Below are 19,315 nucleotides of genomic sequence, written 5' to 3' on the forward strand. Positions count from 1 at the left end.
TGCTTGTTTTGTATAAGGTGTTGTGATGAAAAATGATTTGCTTATACAAAAAAAAGATAAAGAAGCTATCCTAGACTCAGCCTTTTAATGGTGGTTTGTTGACATCGTTGACCCATAAAATTAACAAGAAGGTAATAGGCGTGGCGAAGATCCACCAACTAATAAAACCTATAGAGCGGCCATATTTCCAACATAACAAAGCACCAGCGATGAACAAACTGAAGAAAGCAATAAGTCTCAAGATCAATCTAAATTGCTTGATGTGATGCTGATATGGGGATTTATTGATTCGTTTATCACTACATTCATAGAGGATGAACATACCGATCAAGATGAGAAATAAACCTATAACAATCATGTTGCCACCTTTGATTTAGCTAATTTTGTTTTGATCTTTTGTGTTGCTTTCATTTGAATAGGTTGGATATTGCGATATATAAATAAGGCAAACAATGCAAAAAAAATAAAAAATAGATCTATTCGTAAAAACAGCCAATAACTATTTAAATTCGAAACTAATTGATTATTAATCAGGTAAATAAAATTATAAATTGGCAAACTGATCGCGAGTAAGCCGAAAACAGTAATTTGAGATTTCCATAAATAGTGTTTCTTTGTGAATAAAGCCACGATAAAGCTGAAGAGCCAAACGCTAAAAAACGTATAGATTTCATAATTTGGCGTGTTTCCTGAGATATGTACCAAACGATTTGCAAATAAATAGCTCAGCATAGCGATAGGTAAGCCGATAAAAGTTGCAATATTCAAACGGTCAACCAAGTAGTAACCGAAATGGAACTGATTTGATTTATTTTGAATCTGACGTTTTAAGCTCCATAACAACAAACCTGAAGCAATCATTAAACAGCCTAGAATTCCAGAAAGGAAAAAAGCCAGTCTAAGTATTGGTTGAGCGAAAGTCGCCATATGCAGGCTATAAACGCCAAAATTCAAAGTTGCAATAGGACTGTTATTTCTCGTATTCGTTAGAATTTTACCCGTATGGTTAAAACTGATTTGGGTCTGATCAAGCGTAATTGAGCGATCTTCAAGTTGCTTAAAGGTAATGATTGCTTGATCTGTATTGGGATTTTTTGCCTCAATGGTGGCTAGTGCTTGATCTCCCCATTGCTGGTGGACCTGTTTCAATAATTCAGATACAGGTACAGCTTTAAACGGCAGAGGCACTGCATTTGATTGCTGTGTTTCGGTAATGGTTCGAATTTCAGTAAAATATTGATAAGGATTATCTGGATAGAGTTTTTTCATCCCTAAGGGTAGATACAGATAAAAGAATATAGCCAAACCTGTAAAAGTAATGGTCAGAAAGAAAGGTAGTGCTACAACCGAAGATACGTTATGGAAATCAAGCCATGAGCGTTGAGACTTGAATGTTCTTAAAGTAAAAAAATCAGTAATTATTTTTTTGTGAGTAATAATCCCTGAAATTAAAACAATAAGCATTACAAATGCCGCTAAACTTGCAATTAATCGCCCAATCAAAACAGGCATTCCATACAATTGATAATGGAAACGATAGAAAAACTCTCCGCCTTGCGTTGCTGAAAGCTGTAATTCTTGTCCTGTATTTGCATCTAAAGTACGACTTTCATAAGCACCGTCAGCTTTCTCCCAATAAATTTTATTTACGGGTTGATCCTGATTGGCGATGCTTAAAAACCATGATTTCGCATCTGTAGCATTTTTTTCCAAATACTGTGTTGCAGTTTGAATTGCTGTGTCTTGATTAATTTGATATTCAGCCAGTTGTGGTTGCATCCACAGGTTTATATGGTGGCGATAGTAGGAACTCGTTCCCATTAAAAAAATGGCAAATAATAACCATCCGAAAATTAATCCAGTCCATGCGTGCAACCATGCCATTGATTGGCGAACACCTTTATTTCCCATTAACTTAGACCTACTGATAAGCCAAACAATACGGCCAATAAAATTGAGCTAATCAAAGTAAGTTTAATTAAAGAATTGGTACAGAAGCCGATGAGGACGAAACAAACATAAAATAGGATAGAGATAAACGCTGCCAAAAAGATAGCTTCGGCTTTGGCGAATAATAAGGATGTAAATAATTCGGTAAGACTTAAACTCAGATACAGCGTACACAAATAGCCCAGTACAAATACTAAAGCGAAACGATAGAAAATACTTATTCGATAGATGAATGAAAGGGAAGCTGACTTGGCCATAAGTATACTTGTAAAGCAAAAGGGAGAGATAAAGAATCACATGTGAAAATGATTCTTGTTTATATTAATATTTCATGTATGTACACGCAATCTGTAATTCATCGCAATTCTAGATAATTTTTTTGCTATAAAATGGTTTATTAGATTGAGATCATTTTCACCAATCGTGAACAAATTACAGTATTTACAGTGATTCGATGTAAAATCATTCTGTTAGAATCTTTTAAACTTTTGAATGGGGCGCAGGTCTTGTTAAAGCAAAAACTAAAAATTGGCATCGTTGTCGGGGAAGTTTCAGGAGATACGCTAGGGGTAAAACTCATGCGGAGTTTTCGCGAACAAGGAATTGATGCTGAATTTGAGGGGATTGGCGGTCCAGAAATGATCGCAGAGGGTTTTCATAGCTATTATCCTATGGAAATATTATCTGTTATGGGGATTGTAGAAGTTTTAAAAGATCTGAAAAAGTTGTTTGCAGTACGCGATGGTTTGGTTGAACGTTGGACAGAGCGTCCAGTTGATATTTTTATTGGTATTGACGCGCCTGATTTCAATTTGCGTTTATCGAAAACGATCAAGGAAAAGAATCTACCGATCAAAACAGTACAATACGTAAGCCCATCAGTATGGGCATGGCGTCAGGGTCGTGTTCATGGCATCAAACGTAGTATTGACCTTGTATTATGTCTATTTCCATTTGAAAAAACATTCTATGAAAATTATGAGGTTGCGGCTGCATTCGTTGGACATCCGCTCGCTAAACAATTGCCATTAAAAAATCCAATTATTGAAGCAAAACATCAACTCGGTTTATCTGCAGATAAAATACATATTGCATTATTACCTGGTAGCCGTCGTGGTGAAATTGAACGTTTACTACCTTTACTCACTGGTGCTGCCGAGATTTTACATCGTAAATATCCTGAGTTAGAGTTTTTGATCCCAGCGATTAATGAAGCACGTAAGCATCAAATTGAACAGGGTATTTTAAATCTAGACATCACACTCAAGTCGAAAATTCATATCCTGGAAAACATTGATTCAGAATCAAAAATTGGCCGTATGGTGATGAGTGCCAGTGACATTGTGGCACTTGCATCGGGTACAGCAACGCTGGAAGCCATGCTATTACATCGGCCAATGGTGACCTTTTATAAGTTGAATTGGTTAACGTATCTTATTGCAAAATTTTTGGTCAAAATTCCATATTATTCATTACCTAATATTATTGCAGGTAAGAAAGTGATTGAGGAACTTATTCAAGCAGATGCCACGCCACAAAATTTAGCTGCTGAAATTGAAAGATTGATGGATCATGAAACGGCTCATATTCAAATGATGCAGCATTTGAGTATGCATAAACGATTGATTTCTGGAGATACTGAAGATCCAGTTCAAGCGATTTTGCATTGTCTGGAAACAGAGTCGAATTAAAAAAAGGTGGCTTATAAATGCCACCTTTTTACTTATGCACGTAGAATTAACTCATAACCAGTGTATTTACGAATATTGATGACACCAATGTCCAATAATAAATACTGACCTTTAATACCCTGTAATACACCACGGATTTTTGGGGTTTTATCTAAATTCAAGGATTTAATTTTTTCAGGATAATGTTCAACAGGGTAAATGAATTCATGTGGCAATTCATTGTCTAAGAACTCTAAACCCTCATCAAACTCAAGATTTTGACTGAACTCCTCACGAATGCTTTGAATTTTTGGAGCAAACTCCTCGATGATTTGATCACATTGTTCAACCAAGTTCAGTGGTTCTGCTTCACCTTTAAGGAGTTTTCGCCAGTCAGTCTTGTCTGCAATCTGTGTCCCGAACATGGTTTCCAAATGCCCAGACAATCGACGTGAACCCACTTTCATGATCGGCAGTGCTTGAGTCGCACCTTGGTCTAACCATCGTGTGGGCATATTTACGATACGTGTAATTCCGATTTTGAGCGCACTTGAATTTGCTAAATACACGATATGAGGCTGGAAGCAGACCTGATGTGCAAAATCATCTTCACGGCAAGTACCGAGATGATAATGGCAGGTTTCAGGCTTCATAATACATAAGTCACATTCAGCCTTGGTTTTAAAGCATTTAAAACAATGTCCTTGTGAATATGACTTTGGTGTTTTCGCACCACAAGATGTACAGAAAATATTTCCTGTCCATTCGATCTCTATTTCTTGACCTAGATTAAACGGTAGATCAGTTTCTGAACGATCTAATATAAATTTATATTCAACATTTGCCTTGCGCGTTGATTGATCAGTTACACTATGCGCTGTGAGTGCTGCATGCATTTTATGACAAATGCCTTGTAGTTCCATGAATAAACTCTCATCTTTCTCAATCAAGGGTTGCAGTTATGGCTGAACAAAATGTCATCACTTCTATGCTAGACGATTTATCTCAGGAACAGCCCATACATACTGCACTTTGTATCGGTCAACAGATTGACCAAAATGCTTCAATTCAATGGCATCATTTTAACGTAACTGACTTTTTAAATCTGCCTTTTACTCAGCGTTATGATTTAGGTTTTGTATTATTTGACACCGAAGAAATGCAAAATATTACAGAAACACAAAAAGCACAGTTATTGGTAAGGTTACGTGACCTTATGGCAAAACGAATTGTGGTCGTAAGTAAAATTGATGACGAAAAGTTATTACGTTCACTTGGTTTCACTCAATTAATTGATAAAACAACACATGAAAGCAATTTTGCCTTGTGGCAGTTTAATATTTTGACCTATAAGCATGTGCCAGATTGGTTCAATTCCAAGTTTTGGGCAAACCCAGAAAACTGGGATAAATTCCGTTGGTAAATATCATGAACTGTTGAACTATTTGATCACTATCATCTGATTGAGTGTGTGTTCAAGTTCTTGCAAAATTTAACAATTCAATTTTGTTCTATACTTTCAAAGCAGCGTATGCTTTTTGGATAAATATTCCAAAGGAACATATGCGTCATGACAGATTTAAGCAATATTGTTGAAATGTTAGCAAAACAAGCTTTAGGCGGTCAGCAACAATCGAGTAGTGGGCTAGGTGGTATTCTTGGTTCTGTATTAGGACAAATGGGTGGACAACAGGGCAACTCCAATCAACAAGGCGGTTTGGGCGGAATACTTGGTTCTGTGCTGGGTCAATTGAATGGTGGTAATCAACAAAGTAGCGCCAAAGGTGGAAATTCAGCCCAAACTTTGCTTATAGCCGTTTTGCCCCTAATTTTGGCTTGGATTCAAAAACAAGGCGGTTTGCAAGGTGCGTTGGACAAATTAAAAAATGCAGGTTTGGCGAACCAAGTACAAAGTTGGGTTGATCCTAATCAGCCAAATAATACAGATATACCAACTCAAAACATGCAAAGTTTATTTGATGACCAAGATGTTGAGCAAGTTGCACAGCAAACTCAGGCGCCTAAACAAGCCATTTATGGCGCAATTGCATCGGTTTTACCGCAGGTGATCGACTCTTTAACGCCACAAGGGAGTGGTACTAATCCACAAGAAGCGAATAATGATATTCAAAATGTTTTGAATCTAGTGAGTGGTTTTTTGAAGAAGTAAATATTAAACGTAATAGATTTATAAGATAAAGCTCATTTGAATATGGGCTTTGTTTTTTTAGAGTTTAAATTTAGGAGATAGAATGACTGTAGCAGGTTCTGGAGTGGGCTTCTTTTTAATATTTTTATCTATTTCGTCATCACTTTACCGATGTTGATACTTGTTGCTTTTTTTATTAAAGAATTCCGACAAAAGTTATTTATCTTTTCATCTCTCTTATCGATTTTATTTATACCATCTTTATACAAAGACGTTTATTTTGTAGTAGAAAAAAATATTTGGGAAAGCTCCCAATTACTTGGAATAATTTGGCTGTTTTTCTCCACGATACTGCTGATCATACTTTTAATTTATTATGTTTTAAGAAAGGATCATTTTTTTAAAATTTTATGGTATTCATTTATTTCAATTGTTTTCATGAATGTAGTGGCAACGATTTATCTATTCTCTAAATGAAAAAAGGGCATAAAGCCCTTTTTTACTGATTAGGAAATAAGCTTCAAATTAGAAGTTATATTCCATACCTAAACCAATAGTTGTTTTCTTATCATCTTTCACTAACCAATCACGTTTTTGCTGACCAACTACGCCATAGAAACGTGCTTGTTTATTGATTTGATAATCAGCACCTAGACCATAAAGATCTTGTTTACGATCATCACGACCATTCGACTCTGTCGTAGCAGAAATATACTGTGCTTTTAACTTAATCGGAGTAGAAGGGATTTTGTATGCTGCTGTTACACCATATGCATCTTCTTGTAGGCCTTTATAAGAGGTTACATCAGAACCACTGGTTGTCGTCACAGTATCATCTGTAGGTTGAGCAGTTTGCCATAAAGCGCCCAAAACAAAACCATCAAAACCTAATTTCGTGAAATCAAGTGAACCTGTTACACGGATAGCATCTGTATAAATACCAGATAATCCATATGCGCCATATTTAGAAGCGATGCCATAGTTTCCAGCTACTGCAGCAGCTAAACCATAATCTTTATTGTCATAAGTGATCGAAGCAGAAACACCGTCACCGAAACCATCACGGCTGCCTTCTTTACCTTTAGATGCGCTATCAGCAGCAGAAGATTCTTCACCTTGTTGGAACATGATGTTGAAAGCTAAGCCACCTAATAATTTTTTATCAGTCTCAAAACCAATTACGTTAGTTAAGCGATCTTCACCAACAAGAACTTTAGTCATATCCAATTCGTTGTTATCGTTAAAGATGTCTTGATTGTTACCTGCAGCAGTTTTAAAGTAAGAGTCAAATTGACCTACTTTTAATGTTCCAACACCAGCAGATTTAACACCTACAAAACGGTTACGGTTTTTAAAAGCATCACCATCGCCATCTGCGAAAATTTCCCATTCAACTAAGTAAACTGCTGATAAGTTATCAGTCAATTTTTCTTCACCTTTCACACCCAAACGTGAAGCGTTTGAGTTTACTTTCACTACGCTTTCGTCTTTAAAATCATTGTTATCAATATTGTCTACAGTTACACTCAGCTTACCGTACAAAGTTGGTGCTGCTTGCGCTGCATTCATGGCTAAAGTTGCTACAGTAGCAGCAAGAAGCAATTTTTTCATTGAGATTTCTCCAAAACACTTTTTTGTAAATGGCAATTGCCTTAGTTACTGTTATAAGTTTGCTTGTGTACAAAAAGTTACATAGCTCACTAACTTGTATGCAGTATCGGCAAACTTTGTGACAGAGAAGTGAAAGAAAAATGACAGTTTAATGACGATTTACATTGGATATAAGTTTTGTTTGTTATTGATTTTTATATAAATAAATGAAAATAAAAAACGGAGTTTTCACTCCGTTTTTAGTCAAATCAAAGCTTAAAGTGCAGCTTTGATCTTTTCAGCTAGGGCCTTAATCTTTTCTTGATCGCCCATTTGCGCTGCATGACGACCTAGTTCATGGATTGAACTTGGGATCAGATGAAAATGTACATGTGGGACAGTCTGACCAGCAGCAGCACCTGAGAGCTGCATAAGTACAATGCCTTTAGCTTCTAGAGCTTTTTCCATCGCTTGAGCAACTTTTTGTACGATTTGAATCGTATAAGCAGCTGCATCGGCAGGTAGGTCGAGTAAGGTAATTGCTGGTGTCTTAGGAATCACTAGGGTGTGACCATCGGCTTGAGGCATGATATCCATAAACGCAAGAACTTGCTCATCTTCATAAATTTTTATCGCGGGTAGTTCACCACGAAGGATTCTTGCAAAAATATTTTGGTCATCGTATGCCATGATTAGTCCTTTAAACCTTTCTCCTCGTTGAGCTATATTCATGATCGTTTCAGCTCAAGATTAAGAGAAGATGCTTATTTACAATTCAATTCTTTTTGACGTGCTTTAATTTCATCTAAGCGTTGTTGTTCTTTCTCAGAAAACTTTGGCTTAGTAGTATGACAGTTTTCGTTACCGTACTTTGCTTTAGCATCTGCATCTTTAAAGCAGAAGCCTTTAGACGCATAGATAAGGTTATAGTTATCTTGTAACTTTTTACATTCTTGCTCTGATGCTGAAGCTTGCATGCTGAAACTTGTCAGTGCGACAAATCCAGCAAAAACTGCAACTGTAAACTTCTTCATGAGGTATTCCTCTCGTTATGAGTAAGCACTAAGTCGGACTTAGCGCATGTACTAATATAAGGTTTATTGATGAAATTTCAATGAAACTGTATTATTCGAGTGTAATTTTACCCTATCTTTTATCCTGAATAATATAGAAAAACTTTAGATATCAATGGTTTTTTTAAAGTGGTGCGAAAATTAAAAAATATATAGATTTTTCAGCTTTGTTTGATGTGTATTGTTCTGTTTGTTATTGATCAATGGGTTTTTACAGTGTTTCCTATCCTGAAATCCATAAATTTTAATCATAAGACATTCAATAAATAATTTGCTAGATTGTGTGATTTTTATAGTAATTGATAGGATTATGAAGAAATTATTAACTGCATCTGTATTGGGATTAGGGCTAGTTGGTTGTGCTTCATCGAATTATGAAAACTTTAATAAGCCACCAATTGTGCCTGTGAATGAAGCATTTAATAGCGTAAAAATGCCCGAACATGGGTTCATCACAGATCAGGATGTTCATAACATGCCTGAGCATGTAAATATTAATTATAGTTATAAAGTTGATTTCTAAAGTTAGCTATTTGAAATATTGAACACACAAAATGCATGTCTTTACCTTTGAACTTTAGGGTTCAAGGGGGAGAAGGGATACAAATGTAGTTGGATTGACCAACGGATTATGAGTCCGCTGCTCTAACCATCGTTTCATTTAGTTCTTTGGAATCTCATGCTCAGTTGACTTTCCTAGCATTGAAACATACGGGGCAGATAACGTAATCACCATTTGATGGCTCATCTCTTGTTAAGATAGTCATAGCATAAGCATGGATAGAACATTTTTTATTTCTATGTTGGTTGACAGATTGAACTTTAAACAAGAACAGTTGGTTGGGAAATTAGCTATTTAGCCATAACCAATAATTCAAAATACTTCAAGATGAGTTATAGTTTTACGATTATTGATAGTTAGGGATATAAAAAGTGTCATTTATAAAATATAAAGAAGACATGCCGAACTGGTTTAAAATAGATAAATATATTGATAAGGTAGGTAATGCTAGAGTAGCACTTTTAAACCTCGTATACAGACGAGTTCTTTTATTGATTATAAATAACAGACTTAAAATTGAGGTTGTTGATAGTGAAGAAATATATGGGCAAGAATGTATTTTAGAGTTAAAAGGTTACCTTAAAATTAATAGAAAAATTTCCCCCTTTTCTAATGAAGAAGCAAAAAATAAAATTATTAAAAATATGTTTTTAAATATAGCAGAAAATAATTTATTAGCATTTGAAAGAGAAAGTTATGAAGATAGTTCCATGCTAAATCCTATTAATATGTGCTTTAACATATATGCACATGGTCAGATAGAAAGTGCAAAAGCTAATACCATCAAAGAATTAACACCAATTGAGATTGCAGAAGAGTATTTTAGCTTTCCTAAACCACATAGGCATATTATTAAACAGCATCTATGTGCCTTAAGTACTATAAGGTGCAAAGATAATGAAAAAGAATTATTAGATCATGAAATGTGGTATGACGTAGGAGGAAAAGAAGAACATTTTGATGATTGTAGAAATTCTAGTTTTGATTTTTATATCAAAAATATGAAAGGAAAAGTTTTTGATAAGAAGCCAATTATTGAGGTTGATTTAGGATGTACGAATGCTGTACTGCTAAGAAATTTTGAAGAGTGGTTAATACAAAAAAGAAAACAATTGGCAATAAATGAAATTTCATATGAGGATGAATTACTTGATTCTGATCCAAAAACATTAGTTAAGAAAATTAATGACTATCGTCTATTTGCATACATCGATTTGAGTCTATGGGAGATAATTTCTGGGCATAAAATTAAGAAATCAGTGTTTGCAATCACTCTTTTTCCTAATGGAGAAAAAGGTGAAAGTTTTTTTAAGACTCTGGAAAGTCTCACTCCAAGATTGTTATCAAAGCCTTACTCACAAGAAAATAGAAAACTAGTTTCTTTATATAATTTGGAAAAAATGGAATATTGATTTTTTCCATTTTTTAAACTTTAAATAATTTCCATTTTTTTAAATTGATTGATTAGATAATTCACCTATCCCATTTGATAGACCAAGTAGTTATGGCGATAGCTAAATATGAAAGAAGTAGAAGTAAGCAAAGGAGATCCCTATGAACACACAAAGTCAGCCAATAGCGGAAGTTAAAACCTATGATGATGGTGATTTATTGGATGCCTATGCTGTTGCTCATGAGTCAACAGAATGGCTATCTACACTGATTACCCAAATTAAGAAAGAAGTGAAAAAAACTCAAAAGGATCTTGAAGAGAGAGGTATTCACCCAGCGCATTTTTATACATTAGAAAACCTATTGGGTTTGACGGAGTATTTTGCTGAAGATCGTGCCAATTTCTTTGATGTACAACGAGAGGAGTACGAAAAAAAATGGGATGCCAGTAAATAATCTTACAGAGCCTTGCGAAAGCAGGGCTTTTAAATATCTTCCCAAACTTACACTTGAAGAAATATAGCTTAAAACCTATAATATTTCCAGGTAATAAGGATTGAGTTATGTGGACTGTTCTATTTGAGCAACCTTTTGAAGAGTGGTTCTTGGAACTGACTACTGAAGAAAAGATAGACATACTTGCAAGTATTAAAGTACTTGAAGAATATGGTCCACAGTTATCACGCCCTCATGTAGATACTTTGAAAGGTAGTAAGTTAAAAAATCTGAAAGAATTACGTGTACAACATGCTGGCGATCCTTACCGTATTCTGTTTGTATTCGACCCATTAAGACAAGCTGTATTGTTATGTGGTGGCAATAAAATAGGTGATAAGCGCTTTTATGATCGTATGATCCCCATAGCGGAAAAGAGTTATCAACAATATCTTGAGGAGTTGAATGATGGCAAAACCGATTAGTGAATTATTTAATACGCTTTCTGTAGAGGATCAAGCCGCTGTTGAGACTAAAGCAGCTGAAATGATTACAGCGATGCGTTTGGCAAATTTACGCAAGCAGCTTGGTTTTACACAAGCACAAGTAGCAGGCGCAATGCACATTAAGCAACCCACTGTTGCACAGCTAGAAAAACGTGCAGATATTCAACTATCAACCTTGCGCCAATACCTCCATGTACTTGGGGCAAACCTGGAAATTAATGCCACCTTACCTGATGGTTCTCGTATTAATTTAACAGGTTTATGAGGCAAGTTATCATGGCCTAAGCCACAAGATTTAAGTTAATTATCTACTCCAAGTATTTTATTAGAATCGTAAAAAAACCGCTCAAAATGAGCGGTTTTTTGACATTCAAAATAGGGGATTTTACGCTTCATTTACGCCATAAAATTTTAAAATTAAAATAACCTATTGTTTTTAAATAACAATCCTATTCTAGCGTAATTTTACTCCATGATTCATACATTTTTACAGCAGCCGAAAAGTCACTATTAGGCTCAGCCGTTAAACTTGCCGCTTGGATTAGACTTTGTGTCAAAGAGAGGATTGGTGCAGGTAGTTTTGCATCATGAACTAAATCTAAAGCAATTCCAGTATCTTTCGCTAGCAATGGTAGAGCAAAGGTCACAGGAAATTCACGGCTTAACACACGTTGCGGAAAAATATTTTCTGTGACAAGACTTTTACCACTCGATGCATTGATACAATTTAATGCTGCATCGAGATTTACACCATGCGCTTTTAAAGTACTAAAACCTTCGGCAACAGACCATAGATTCACGGCGAGCAACATATTATTGATAGCTTTGACAGCAAAACCGGCGCCAGAATCCCCAACATGCTGAATCAATTTTCCAACTGCTGACATCGCAGGATATGCACGTTCAAATGCATGAACATCGCCACCCACCATAAAAGTTAAAGTTGCATTTTCAGCACCAATTGTTTGACCACTCACAGGAGCATCAAGAAAATCGATATTTTGAGGCTTTAACTTTTCAGCTAACCGCTGAGCAGCCTCTGGCACTCCACTGGTACAGTCGATCCAAATCGCACCTGATTTAATTTCAACACTGTCAATTAATGTTTCAACATCTTGGCTCGTGGGCAAACAAGAAAAAATAATATCTGCTTGTACAGCTTCGGATAGTTCAACTGCTGTGGTGCCATATTCTGTTGCATGTTGTTCAGCTTTACTGAAATTTCGATTCCAAACCAAGACCGTATCGAAATGCTTGGGTAAATGTGCCGCCATGCGATAACCCATAGCGCCTAAACCGATAAATGCAACAGATTGAATCATTGTCTACCTTCTTATTAGCGTTGATCGTTCTGATAGCCAATTTGTAAGTGTTGGCCAGAACTCAATTGAACTATTTTGACTAGACATTAAACCTAAATGTCCGCCCGGTATCAAGGTAAACGTCACATCTTGGCTACTGGTCAGTTGAGTTAAAGGAAAAGCGGCATCTGCTGTAACCAATTGATCACTTTTCCCTGCACCGACCAAAAGTGAACAATTAATATTTTTCAATTCAATGGTTTTGTTCTTGAGGGTAATTGCACCGTTCTTCAGAGGGTTCTGCATCCAAACATTAAACAGCATGTCTTGGTTAATACCACCCGGATAATCAATCATGTTGTTTAAGAAATGGCTCAGTGTCGCATCTTCTTGTACAAGTTTAAGATTATCCAAGTTTTTTAATAATTGGATATTTCCATCAATCCAGCCTTTAGGATCAAGAAGTTTAAATCCAAGGGAGTTTAAAAAACCCGGAGAATGAATCATTACTTTGGGTAAGCGATTATAAATGTAATCTTTAACTTTTTCATTTCGTGAAGTCACATAAGCAAGTGTTTTATAGAGTTTGCCGATATAACCAGATGCATAACTATCAATTGGGCTACCAAGCACCACGAGATTTTTGACAGCATTAGGTTGATGTCGTGCGGTATAAAGTGTGACAAAGATGCCAGCCATACTCCAACCATGTAGTGAAATTTTTTCAGATTTAGAATGCTTTTGAATTGCTTCAATACAACGTGGAATAAACTTATCAAGAAAGGAAAGAAAATTAATTTGATAATTTTTATAGGTGAGCTTACCCCAATCAATCAGATAGACATCAAAACCAGCCTCTTGGAAATGTTTGACTAAAGAGCGATAAGGATAGAGGTCATAGATATCCATATTGATGGCGAGTGGAGCAACAAAAACCAGGGGCTCTTTGTAGCGTTTATTCTCAGATGCATAAAAACGTACACGGGTTTGTTTAAATTGAGCGATGACTTGATAGGGTGTTGATTGGGACAGCACGAGTTTGTCAGATTCAAATACGCGCATAGCGAGATGTTTAAAATTTATTTTTTGCTGTTCCACAAGCGATTTCATCTATGAAAGTCTCATCATGAGTCAAGATTGCACGAAGTCTAAGCGATAATTTCATCTTATGCCTTGACCTTAAATACATTAGGCGATCAAAATGTTGGCATATTTAGACAGGATTTGATAACCCTTTATAAAAATTATTACTTTTTATAAAGGAAGATTGAGACCATTGATCATAAGGCATACAAAACGATGAATCCAAGCGATGATTTAGAATACCAACTTGAAACACTGGCCATTCGTACTGGGCATGATCGTACCTTTGAAGGTGAACACAGTGAACCTATCTTTTTAACGTCATCGTTTGTCTGTGAGAGTGCTGCCGATGCTGCTGCCAAGTTTTCTGGGCAAATCGCGGGGAATACATATTCACGGTATACCAATCCGACTGTACAGGCATTTGAGAAGCGTTTAGCGGTGCTTGATGGCGCAGAACGTGCTGTAGCGACCAGTTCAGGTATGGCGGCAGTGCATGCGATCTGTATGGCGTATCTGAAAGCAGGCGATCATGTGATTTGCTCACGCGCTGTATTTGGTTCAATCATCGCTTTGTTTGAAAAATACGTTGCTAAATTCGCAGTTGAAGTGACTTTTGTTGATTTGGGCGATCTTGAGGGATGGAAACAAGCGATTCGTCCAAATACGCGTTTATTATTTATAGAAACGCCATCAAATCCATTGGCGCAAGTGGGTGATATGCAGGCAATTGCGGATATTGCACATGCACATGGTGCTTTGTTTGCAGTAGATAATTGTTTCTGTACGCCAGTATTACAGCAACCAATTAAGTTTGGTGCAGATTTAGTTTTATACTCAGCAACGAAGTATATCGATGGTCAAGGTCGTGCTTTGGGTGGTGCAGTAGTTGGAAAGCATGACCTGCTTGAAGAGATTAATGGGGTTATTCGTACCCTAGGTAACTCAATGAGTCCATTCAATGCTTGGATTTTCTTAAAAGGTTTAGAAACGCTGAGCATTCGAATGAAAGCCCATTGTGAAAATGCGCAGAAATTGGCTGAGTGGTTACAACAGCATGATAAAGTGGAAAAAGTTTATTATGCTGGTTTACCAAATCATCCAGGCCATGAGCTTGCCAAGAAACAGCAAAAAGGTTTTGGTGGCGTGGTATCGTTTGTAGTGAAAGGTGAGCGTCAAGCTGCTTGGACTGTGATTGATAATACCCGTTTCTTATCCATTACTAGTAATTTGGGTGACGTTAAGTCAACAATTACCCATCCAGCAACCACCTCACATGGTAGAATGTCAGCTGAAGCTAAACAAGCCGCAGGAATTGAAGAAGGCTTAATTCGTGTGTCTGTCGGTTTAGAGGACATTAATGATATTATTCGTGATTTATCACGCGGTTTAGATTTAATTTAACGAGAGAAACTTATGAACATTAATATGCTCATGCAGCAAGCTCAACGCATGCAAAAGGATATGGAATCGAACCTTAAAAAAGCCAAAGAAGAGCTTGCGAACACCGAAGTTCATGCTGAAGCGGGTGGTGGTTTAGTTAAAGTAACGATGACTTGTCGTAATGTGGTGAAACGTATCGAGATTAGTCCAGATCTTTTACAAGATGAAGCCGATATGATTGAAGATCTAATTGCAGCGGCAATGAATGATGCGGCGCGTCAAGCTGAAGCGATTTCTGAAGAGAAGTTGCAAGGTGCAAATTCTGGTATGGGCTTACCGCCAGGTCTATCTGGTTTATTTTAAATCCCTCCCAGCCTCCCTTTCTTGCGATACTCTAATCGCATTTTGGGGAGGGGCTGCCTTCTTTATTAAAGAGGGATTGGCGGAGATTCTGAGAGTTAATTTGTGTTTAGTGAAAGATTTGAACAATTAGTTCAAGCATTGCGTATCCTACCGAGTGTTGGTCCAAAGTCTGCGCAGCGTATGGCATTACATTTATTGATGAAAAACCGTGAAGGAGCATTTGCTTTGTCACATGCTTTGCATGAGGCTTCTAGTCATATTCATGAATGTCATATTTGTCATTCTCTAACCGAAAATGAAATTTGTGATATTTGTGCATCGACTGAGCGTGATGAGCAGTTACTTTGTGTGGTTGAATCGCCTGCAGATGTGATGGCGATTGAACAAAGTGGTAGTTTTAGAGGTAAATATCATGTCTTGGGTGGACACTTATCACCTTTAGACGGAATTGGCCCTGAAGAAATTGGTATTCCCTATTTGATTCAGCGTTTGAGTGAAGGGAAGGTCCAAGAGGTGATTTTGGCAACCAATGCAACAGTAGAAGGCCAAGCGACAGCGCATTATTTGGTAGAGGCAACCAAGCATTTACCGATTCATATGACACGCATTGCACAGGGCGTACCACAAGGCGGTGAGTTGGAATATGTTGATAGCCATACTTTAAGTCAAGCTGTACATAATCGAATGCGGATGAAATAACAGTAAAATAATCATTTGTGGATATTTATTTTAAATTCATGCTGTTAATTTAAACAAATAATTAACTTTTACATTTTGTCTAACATTATTCTAGATCTATTTAGCGCAATGTATGGCACTATTAGCAGGCGAAAAGGATTTTCGTTTTTTTGATTATAGGGAAGAGGAGTAATTTCATGTGCAAGTGGAATACTGATTGAGTTTTGCGTTTATTTTGTTTGAGTAATCACTGTGTTTTTGCAGTTTGATTGCAAATGGTTCTTTTTATTGTATTTGAGCAAATATGTTTCAGTTTATCCAGCAGCAAGAAGATTTAGCTGTTCTCCTCCACAAAATGGAACATTGTTCCACCTATGCACTTGATACTGAGTTTATTAAGGTTGATACCTTATATCCAAAACTCGGGGTGTGCCAAATTAATCTAGACGGTCAGGTTGCATTGCTTGATGGTACGGTATTAGATCTCACACATTTTTGGGACAAAGTGTTCAATGCACAGCAGAATATCTTTCATGCATGTAGTGAAGATATTGATTTAATTTATCATTATGCTGATCAAAAACCATTGCATAATATTTTTGATACACAAGTCGCGATGGCTTTTCTTGGGAATGGTTTGCAGGTTAGCTATCAAAACGCTCTCAAGACTTATTTAGATATTGAGATAGAGAAAGATCAAACACGCTCAGATTGGTTGGCACGTCCGCTAACACCACAACAAATCAGTTATGCTGCGAATGATGTACTTTATTTACCTAGACTTGCTGAAGCATTAAAACGCGATTTGCAGAGCAAAGGGATATATCACTATGTGTTGGAAGACTGTCAGAATTTAACCAAAGAAATTGGAACAGATACTCCACTCGCCGAGCTGTATACCGATATCGGTAATTATCGCCATTCACGCCGTGAGTTAATGCAATTACAACAATTAAGCATCTGGCGTGAGCAAATTACCAAAGCGATGAATCAACCGCGTAGTTTTATTCTTAAAAACGCAACGATGATTGATTTGGTAGAGAAAAATCCGCGCAATACATTTCAACTTGCTCAAGTCAAAGATATTCGACCTAATGTTGTGCGTGAGCACGGCAAAATGATTTTAGAACTTTTGAGGTTTTTGCCGCCAGAAGATGAGTGGCCGCTTAGAATTGCACGTCCGATTAAGAATAATTCGAAAGAGTTAGCCCCGAAAGTTGATCAGTTGATTGATGGTATTGTTAATCAAACATCTATACCTAAAGAGGTGTTGTTACGAAAGAAATGGCTTCATGCGATTTATGAGCATGTCGTATTTGGTTTGGACGAACAAGTTTTACCAGATTATTTATTAGGCTGGCGTTATGAGCTTTTAACTAAGCCTCTGATCGCACTTTTGCATCAAGATAGTGAATATTTAGCAATGCAAATGAAAGTCACTCGGTAAAAATACGGTTGCTAAAAAATACGACTCTAGCGTTAACATTCCTTAATGTACCTGTGGTTTTTTTCATGTATCCTGTTTAGTGTCTATTGAGGTCTAATTGGCTTGATAGTCACTAAAATTGACAAAAGTTGTGAGTAAACATGCACTGCGATATTTATAGATCGAGCAAAAAAGACGAAATGTATATGTATATTGCTCGTCCGAACTCTTCTGAGAATAATGAGTCTGAGAACCCTTTTGACGGTATTCCAGAAACTGTTTTACAAGCATTTGGAAAAGCCACTTTTGTTATGCGTTTAGAACTTCATGCTGAGCGTAAACTTGCACGTGTAAATGTGATGCATGTTATGGATTCGTTAGAAACCAAAGGCTTTTTTATTCAAATGCCACCAGAAGGATTAATCAATCCGAATGCGGTAGAACCTGAGGGCTTACGAGGTGCTTGAGACATTAACAGCGGTATGGGCAAATATTCTTTCAGTACTGGATCAGTTTCCTGAGGAAAATGTTGCGATCATAGTCTATGTTACTGGAACAATCATTGCCTTGTGGTGTTGGTATCGTTTAATGACGCGTTTACCGAGTCCCATCGGTGGCATCTTGTGGATTATCGCTTTTGCAGTCCTTGCAACACCAACAATTTCTGAAGGTCCGAATTCTGGAATCGCACCTGCAATTTTTGGATTGATTTTTGGTGTATTAACCAAAGAACATGTGTTGGTGTGGGCCAATTTATCCTTGATCCTCTTTGTCATAGGGATTGGTTTATCGATTGGTTTTTGCTGGTCAAAATATACCACCAATAAAAAAGCTGCTCGTTCAGTTTAAATATTTACACAAAGTTAGATACAGAAAAATAAGGTTTTTTAAATGTCTGCTGATAATCAACACTTTACTGGTACAGATCAATATATTGCAACCGATAGCCTAAAGCTTGCTGTAAAAGCGGCGCGTGCTCTACAAAAACCATTATTGGTTAAAGGTGAGCCGGGTACAGGTAAAACGTTACTGGCTGAACAGGTTGCCGAAAGTCTTGGGTTAAAACTGATCACTTGGCATATCAAATCAACAACCAAAGCACAGCAAGGTTTGTATGAATATGATGCTGTTTCGCGTTTACGTGATAGCCAGCTAGGTGATGACCGTGTCTATGACATTAAAAACTATATTAAGCCTGGTAAATTGTGGGAAGCATTTACTAGCGATGAGCGCTGTGTATTATTAATTGATGAGATTGATAAAGCAGATATTGAATTTCCAAATGACTTGTTGCATGAGCTCGACAAAATGTCGTTCTATGTGTATGAGACAGGTGAGACGATTACTGCAACTCAGCGTCCAATCGTGATTATTACTTCAAATAATGAAAAAGAACTTCCAGATGCGTTCTTGCGCCGTTGTTTCTTCCATTACATTGAGTTCCCTGATGAAGCAACGATGCGTGACATCATTGCAGTTCATTTCCCAAGTATTTCGAACACTTTGGTGAGTGAGGCTTTACAGATCTTCTTCAAATTACGTCAAGTACCAAGTTTGAAAAAGCCACCCTCAACGTCTGAATTAATCGATTGGTTAAGCTTATTGATGGCAGATGATATGCCAGAAGATGTGTTACGTAATCATGATAAATCAAAAGCGATTCCACCGTTGTATGGTGCGTTAATCAAGAATGAACAAGATGTACAGTTGCTAGAACGTTTAGCCTTTATGTCACGTCGTTAAGAGTGCTCGTA

Annotated in this window: 24 protein-coding genes; 15 read left to right on the top strand and 9 right to left on the bottom strand. The window is 36.9% G+C overall.

Features of this window, described 5'->3' with window-relative positions; genetic code table 11:
• Positions 1-76 precede the first annotated feature (76 nt).
• The 3 genes from AAC851_RS01205 to AAC851_RS01215 are packed head-to-tail and all read right to left on the bottom strand — an operon-like array spanning position 77 to position 2,207.
• Entirely contained in the window at positions 77-358 is a 282-nt protein-coding gene (locus AAC851_RS01205) for a DUF1634 domain-containing protein (RefSeq protein ID WP_340600365.1), read from the bottom strand.
• Complete coding sequence (locus AAC851_RS01210; RefSeq protein ID WP_340600366.1) at positions 355-1,911, bottom strand: PepSY-associated TM helix domain-containing protein; 1,557 nt, start codon at positions 1,909-1,911, stop codon at positions 355-357. The genes AAC851_RS01205 and AAC851_RS01210 overlap by 4 nt, the downstream gene beginning before the upstream one ends.
• Positions 1,911-2,207 carry a hypothetical protein gene (locus tag AAC851_RS01215; RefSeq protein ID WP_340600367.1) on the bottom strand — a complete coding sequence of 99 codons (297 nt, stop codon included), beginning with the start codon at positions 2,205-2,207 and terminating at the stop codon, positions 1,911-1,913. Before AAC851_RS01215 ends, AAC851_RS01210 begins: the two co-directional genes overlap by 1 nt.
• 249 nt (positions 2,208-2,456) lie before the next feature.
• Between AAC851_RS01215 and lpxB the strand changes: the two genes are divergently transcribed.
• Positions 2,457-3,641 carry a lipid-A-disaccharide synthase gene (gene lpxB / locus AAC851_RS01220; RefSeq protein WP_340600368.1) on the top strand — a complete coding sequence of 395 codons (1,185 nt, stop codon included), beginning with the start codon at positions 2,457-2,459 and terminating at the stop codon, positions 3,639-3,641.
• 32 nt (positions 3,642-3,673) lie between these two features.
• Here the strand turns inward: lpxB and AAC851_RS01225 are convergent, their stop codons facing one another.
• Positions 3,674-4,543, bottom strand: a complete 870-nt coding sequence (locus AAC851_RS01225) for a DUF2797 domain-containing protein (protein WP_340600369.1) — start codon at positions 4,541-4,543, stop codon at positions 3,674-3,676.
• A 38-nt stretch (positions 4,544-4,581) separates the two neighbouring features.
• On the opposite strand from AAC851_RS01225, the gene AAC851_RS01230 reads away from it, so the two are divergent.
• On the top strand, positions 4,582-5,043 hold the full coding sequence (locus AAC851_RS01230; protein ID WP_005080811.1) for a DUF6231 family protein: 462 nt from the start codon (positions 4,582-4,584) through the stop codon (positions 5,041-5,043).
• Positions 5,044-5,190: 147 nt separating this feature from the next.
• Positions 5,191-5,790, top strand: a complete 600-nt coding sequence (locus tag AAC851_RS01235; RefSeq protein WP_004639083.1) for a YidB family protein — start codon at positions 5,191-5,193, stop codon at positions 5,788-5,790.
• 504 nt (positions 5,791-6,294) lie between these two features.
• Here AAC851_RS01235 and AAC851_RS01240 read toward each other — a convergent pair.
• The 3 genes from AAC851_RS01240 to AAC851_RS01250 form a co-directional block, all read right to left on the bottom strand.
• Positions 6,295-7,380: a porin gene (locus AAC851_RS01240; protein WP_125501571.1), complete on the bottom strand. Its 1,086-nt coding sequence runs from the start codon at positions 7,378-7,380 to the stop codon at positions 6,295-6,297.
• Positions 7,381-7,635: 255 nt separating this feature from the next.
• Positions 7,636-8,049 (bottom strand): HIT family protein, encoded by a 414-nt coding sequence (locus tag AAC851_RS01245; protein ID WP_340600370.1) that lies wholly within the window; start codon positions 8,047-8,049, stop codon positions 7,636-7,638.
• 74 nt (positions 8,050-8,123) lie between these two features.
• Positions 8,124-8,393 (bottom strand): YARHG domain-containing protein, encoded by a 270-nt coding sequence (locus tag AAC851_RS01250; RefSeq protein WP_008941438.1) that lies wholly within the window; start codon positions 8,391-8,393, stop codon positions 8,124-8,126.
• Between the two features lie 349 nt (positions 8,394-8,742).
• On the opposite strand from AAC851_RS01250, the gene AAC851_RS01255 reads away from it, so the two are divergent.
• The 5 genes from AAC851_RS01255 to AAC851_RS01275 all read left to right on the top strand — a co-directional run bounded on the left by AAC851_RS01255 (position 8,743) and on the right by AAC851_RS01275 (position 11,592).
• Positions 8,743-8,955 (top strand): hypothetical protein, encoded by a 213-nt coding sequence (locus AAC851_RS01255; protein ID WP_125501568.1) that lies wholly within the window; start codon positions 8,743-8,745, stop codon positions 8,953-8,955.
• Between the two features lie 410 nt (positions 8,956-9,365).
• Complete coding sequence (locus AAC851_RS01260) at positions 9,366-10,406, top strand: DUF6387 family protein (protein WP_125501566.1); 1,041 nt, start codon at positions 9,366-9,368, stop codon at positions 10,404-10,406.
• A 142-nt stretch (positions 10,407-10,548) separates the two neighbouring features.
• Positions 10,549-10,842, top strand: coding sequence for a hypothetical protein (locus AAC851_RS01265; RefSeq protein WP_125501564.1), 294 nt, complete (start codon positions 10,549-10,551; stop codon positions 10,840-10,842).
• A gap of 107 nt (positions 10,843-10,949) precedes the next feature.
• Positions 10,950-11,306, top strand: coding sequence for a type II toxin-antitoxin system RelE/ParE family toxin (locus tag AAC851_RS01270; protein WP_340600371.1), 357 nt, complete (start codon positions 10,950-10,952; stop codon positions 11,304-11,306).
• Positions 11,290-11,592, top strand: coding sequence for an XRE family transcriptional regulator (locus AAC851_RS01275; protein WP_160127065.1), 303 nt, complete (start codon positions 11,290-11,292; stop codon positions 11,590-11,592). Before AAC851_RS01270 ends, AAC851_RS01275 begins: the two co-directional genes overlap by 17 nt.
• A 184-nt stretch (positions 11,593-11,776) precedes the next feature.
• On the opposite strand, the gene AAC851_RS01280 is transcribed toward AAC851_RS01275, so the two are convergent.
• Both AAC851_RS01280 and AAC851_RS01285 read right to left on the bottom strand, forming a co-directional pair.
• A complete protein-coding gene (locus AAC851_RS01280) occupies positions 11,777-12,649 on the bottom strand; it encodes an NAD(P)-dependent oxidoreductase (protein WP_340600372.1) in 873 nt (290 codons plus the stop codon).
• Positions 12,650-12,652: 3 nt separating this feature from the next.
• Positions 12,653-13,738 (bottom strand): alpha/beta fold hydrolase, encoded by a 1,086-nt coding sequence (locus AAC851_RS01285; protein ID WP_151212040.1) that lies wholly within the window; start codon positions 13,736-13,738, stop codon positions 12,653-12,655.
• 189 nt (positions 13,739-13,927) lie between these two features.
• Here AAC851_RS01285 and AAC851_RS01290 point away from each other — a divergent pair, with 189 nt between their 5' ends.
• The 7 genes from AAC851_RS01290 to AAC851_RS01320 all read left to right on the top strand — a co-directional run bounded on the left by AAC851_RS01290 (position 13,928) and on the right by AAC851_RS01320 (position 19,304).
• On the top strand, positions 13,928-15,115 hold the full coding sequence (locus tag AAC851_RS01290) for an O-succinylhomoserine sulfhydrylase (protein WP_004639100.1): 1,188 nt from the start codon (positions 13,928-13,930) through the stop codon (positions 15,113-15,115).
• A gap of 12 nt (positions 15,116-15,127) precedes the next feature.
• The gene (locus AAC851_RS01295; protein WP_004662103.1) at positions 15,128-15,457 is read left to right on the top strand and encodes a YbaB/EbfC family nucleoid-associated protein; all 330 of its coding nucleotides are present in this window, start codon (positions 15,128-15,130) and stop codon (positions 15,455-15,457) included.
• Between the two features lie 102 nt (positions 15,458-15,559).
• Complete coding sequence (gene recR, locus AAC851_RS01300) at positions 15,560-16,156, top strand: recombination mediator RecR (RefSeq protein WP_004639103.1); 597 nt, start codon at positions 15,560-15,562, stop codon at positions 16,154-16,156.
• A gap of 283 nt (positions 16,157-16,439) precedes the next feature.
• Positions 16,440-17,582, top strand: coding sequence for a ribonuclease D (locus AAC851_RS01305; RefSeq protein WP_340600373.1), 1,143 nt, complete (start codon positions 16,440-16,442; stop codon positions 17,580-17,582).
• A gap of 140 nt (positions 17,583-17,722) precedes the next feature.
• Positions 17,723-18,028, top strand: a complete 306-nt coding sequence (locus AAC851_RS01310; protein WP_004639107.1) for a YcgL domain-containing protein — start codon at positions 17,723-17,725, stop codon at positions 18,026-18,028.
• Positions 18,021-18,410 (top strand): hypothetical protein, encoded by a 390-nt coding sequence (locus tag AAC851_RS01315; protein WP_340600374.1) that lies wholly within the window; start codon positions 18,021-18,023, stop codon positions 18,408-18,410. Before AAC851_RS01310 ends, AAC851_RS01315 begins: the two co-directional genes overlap by 8 nt.
• A gap of 42 nt (positions 18,411-18,452) precedes the next feature.
• The gene (locus tag AAC851_RS01320) at positions 18,453-19,304 is read left to right on the top strand and encodes an AAA family ATPase (RefSeq protein WP_004639112.1); all 852 of its coding nucleotides are present in this window, start codon (positions 18,453-18,455) and stop codon (positions 19,302-19,304) included.
• The last annotated feature ends 11 nt before the right edge of the window (positions 19,305-19,315 follow it).

Origin of the sequence: Acinetobacter sp. HZNU-JH01 (assembly GCF_037996845.1) — a bacterium.
In the GTDB taxonomy this organism is placed as follows: domain Bacteria; phylum Pseudomonadota; class Gammaproteobacteria; order Pseudomonadales; family Moraxellaceae; genus Acinetobacter; species Acinetobacter haemolyticus.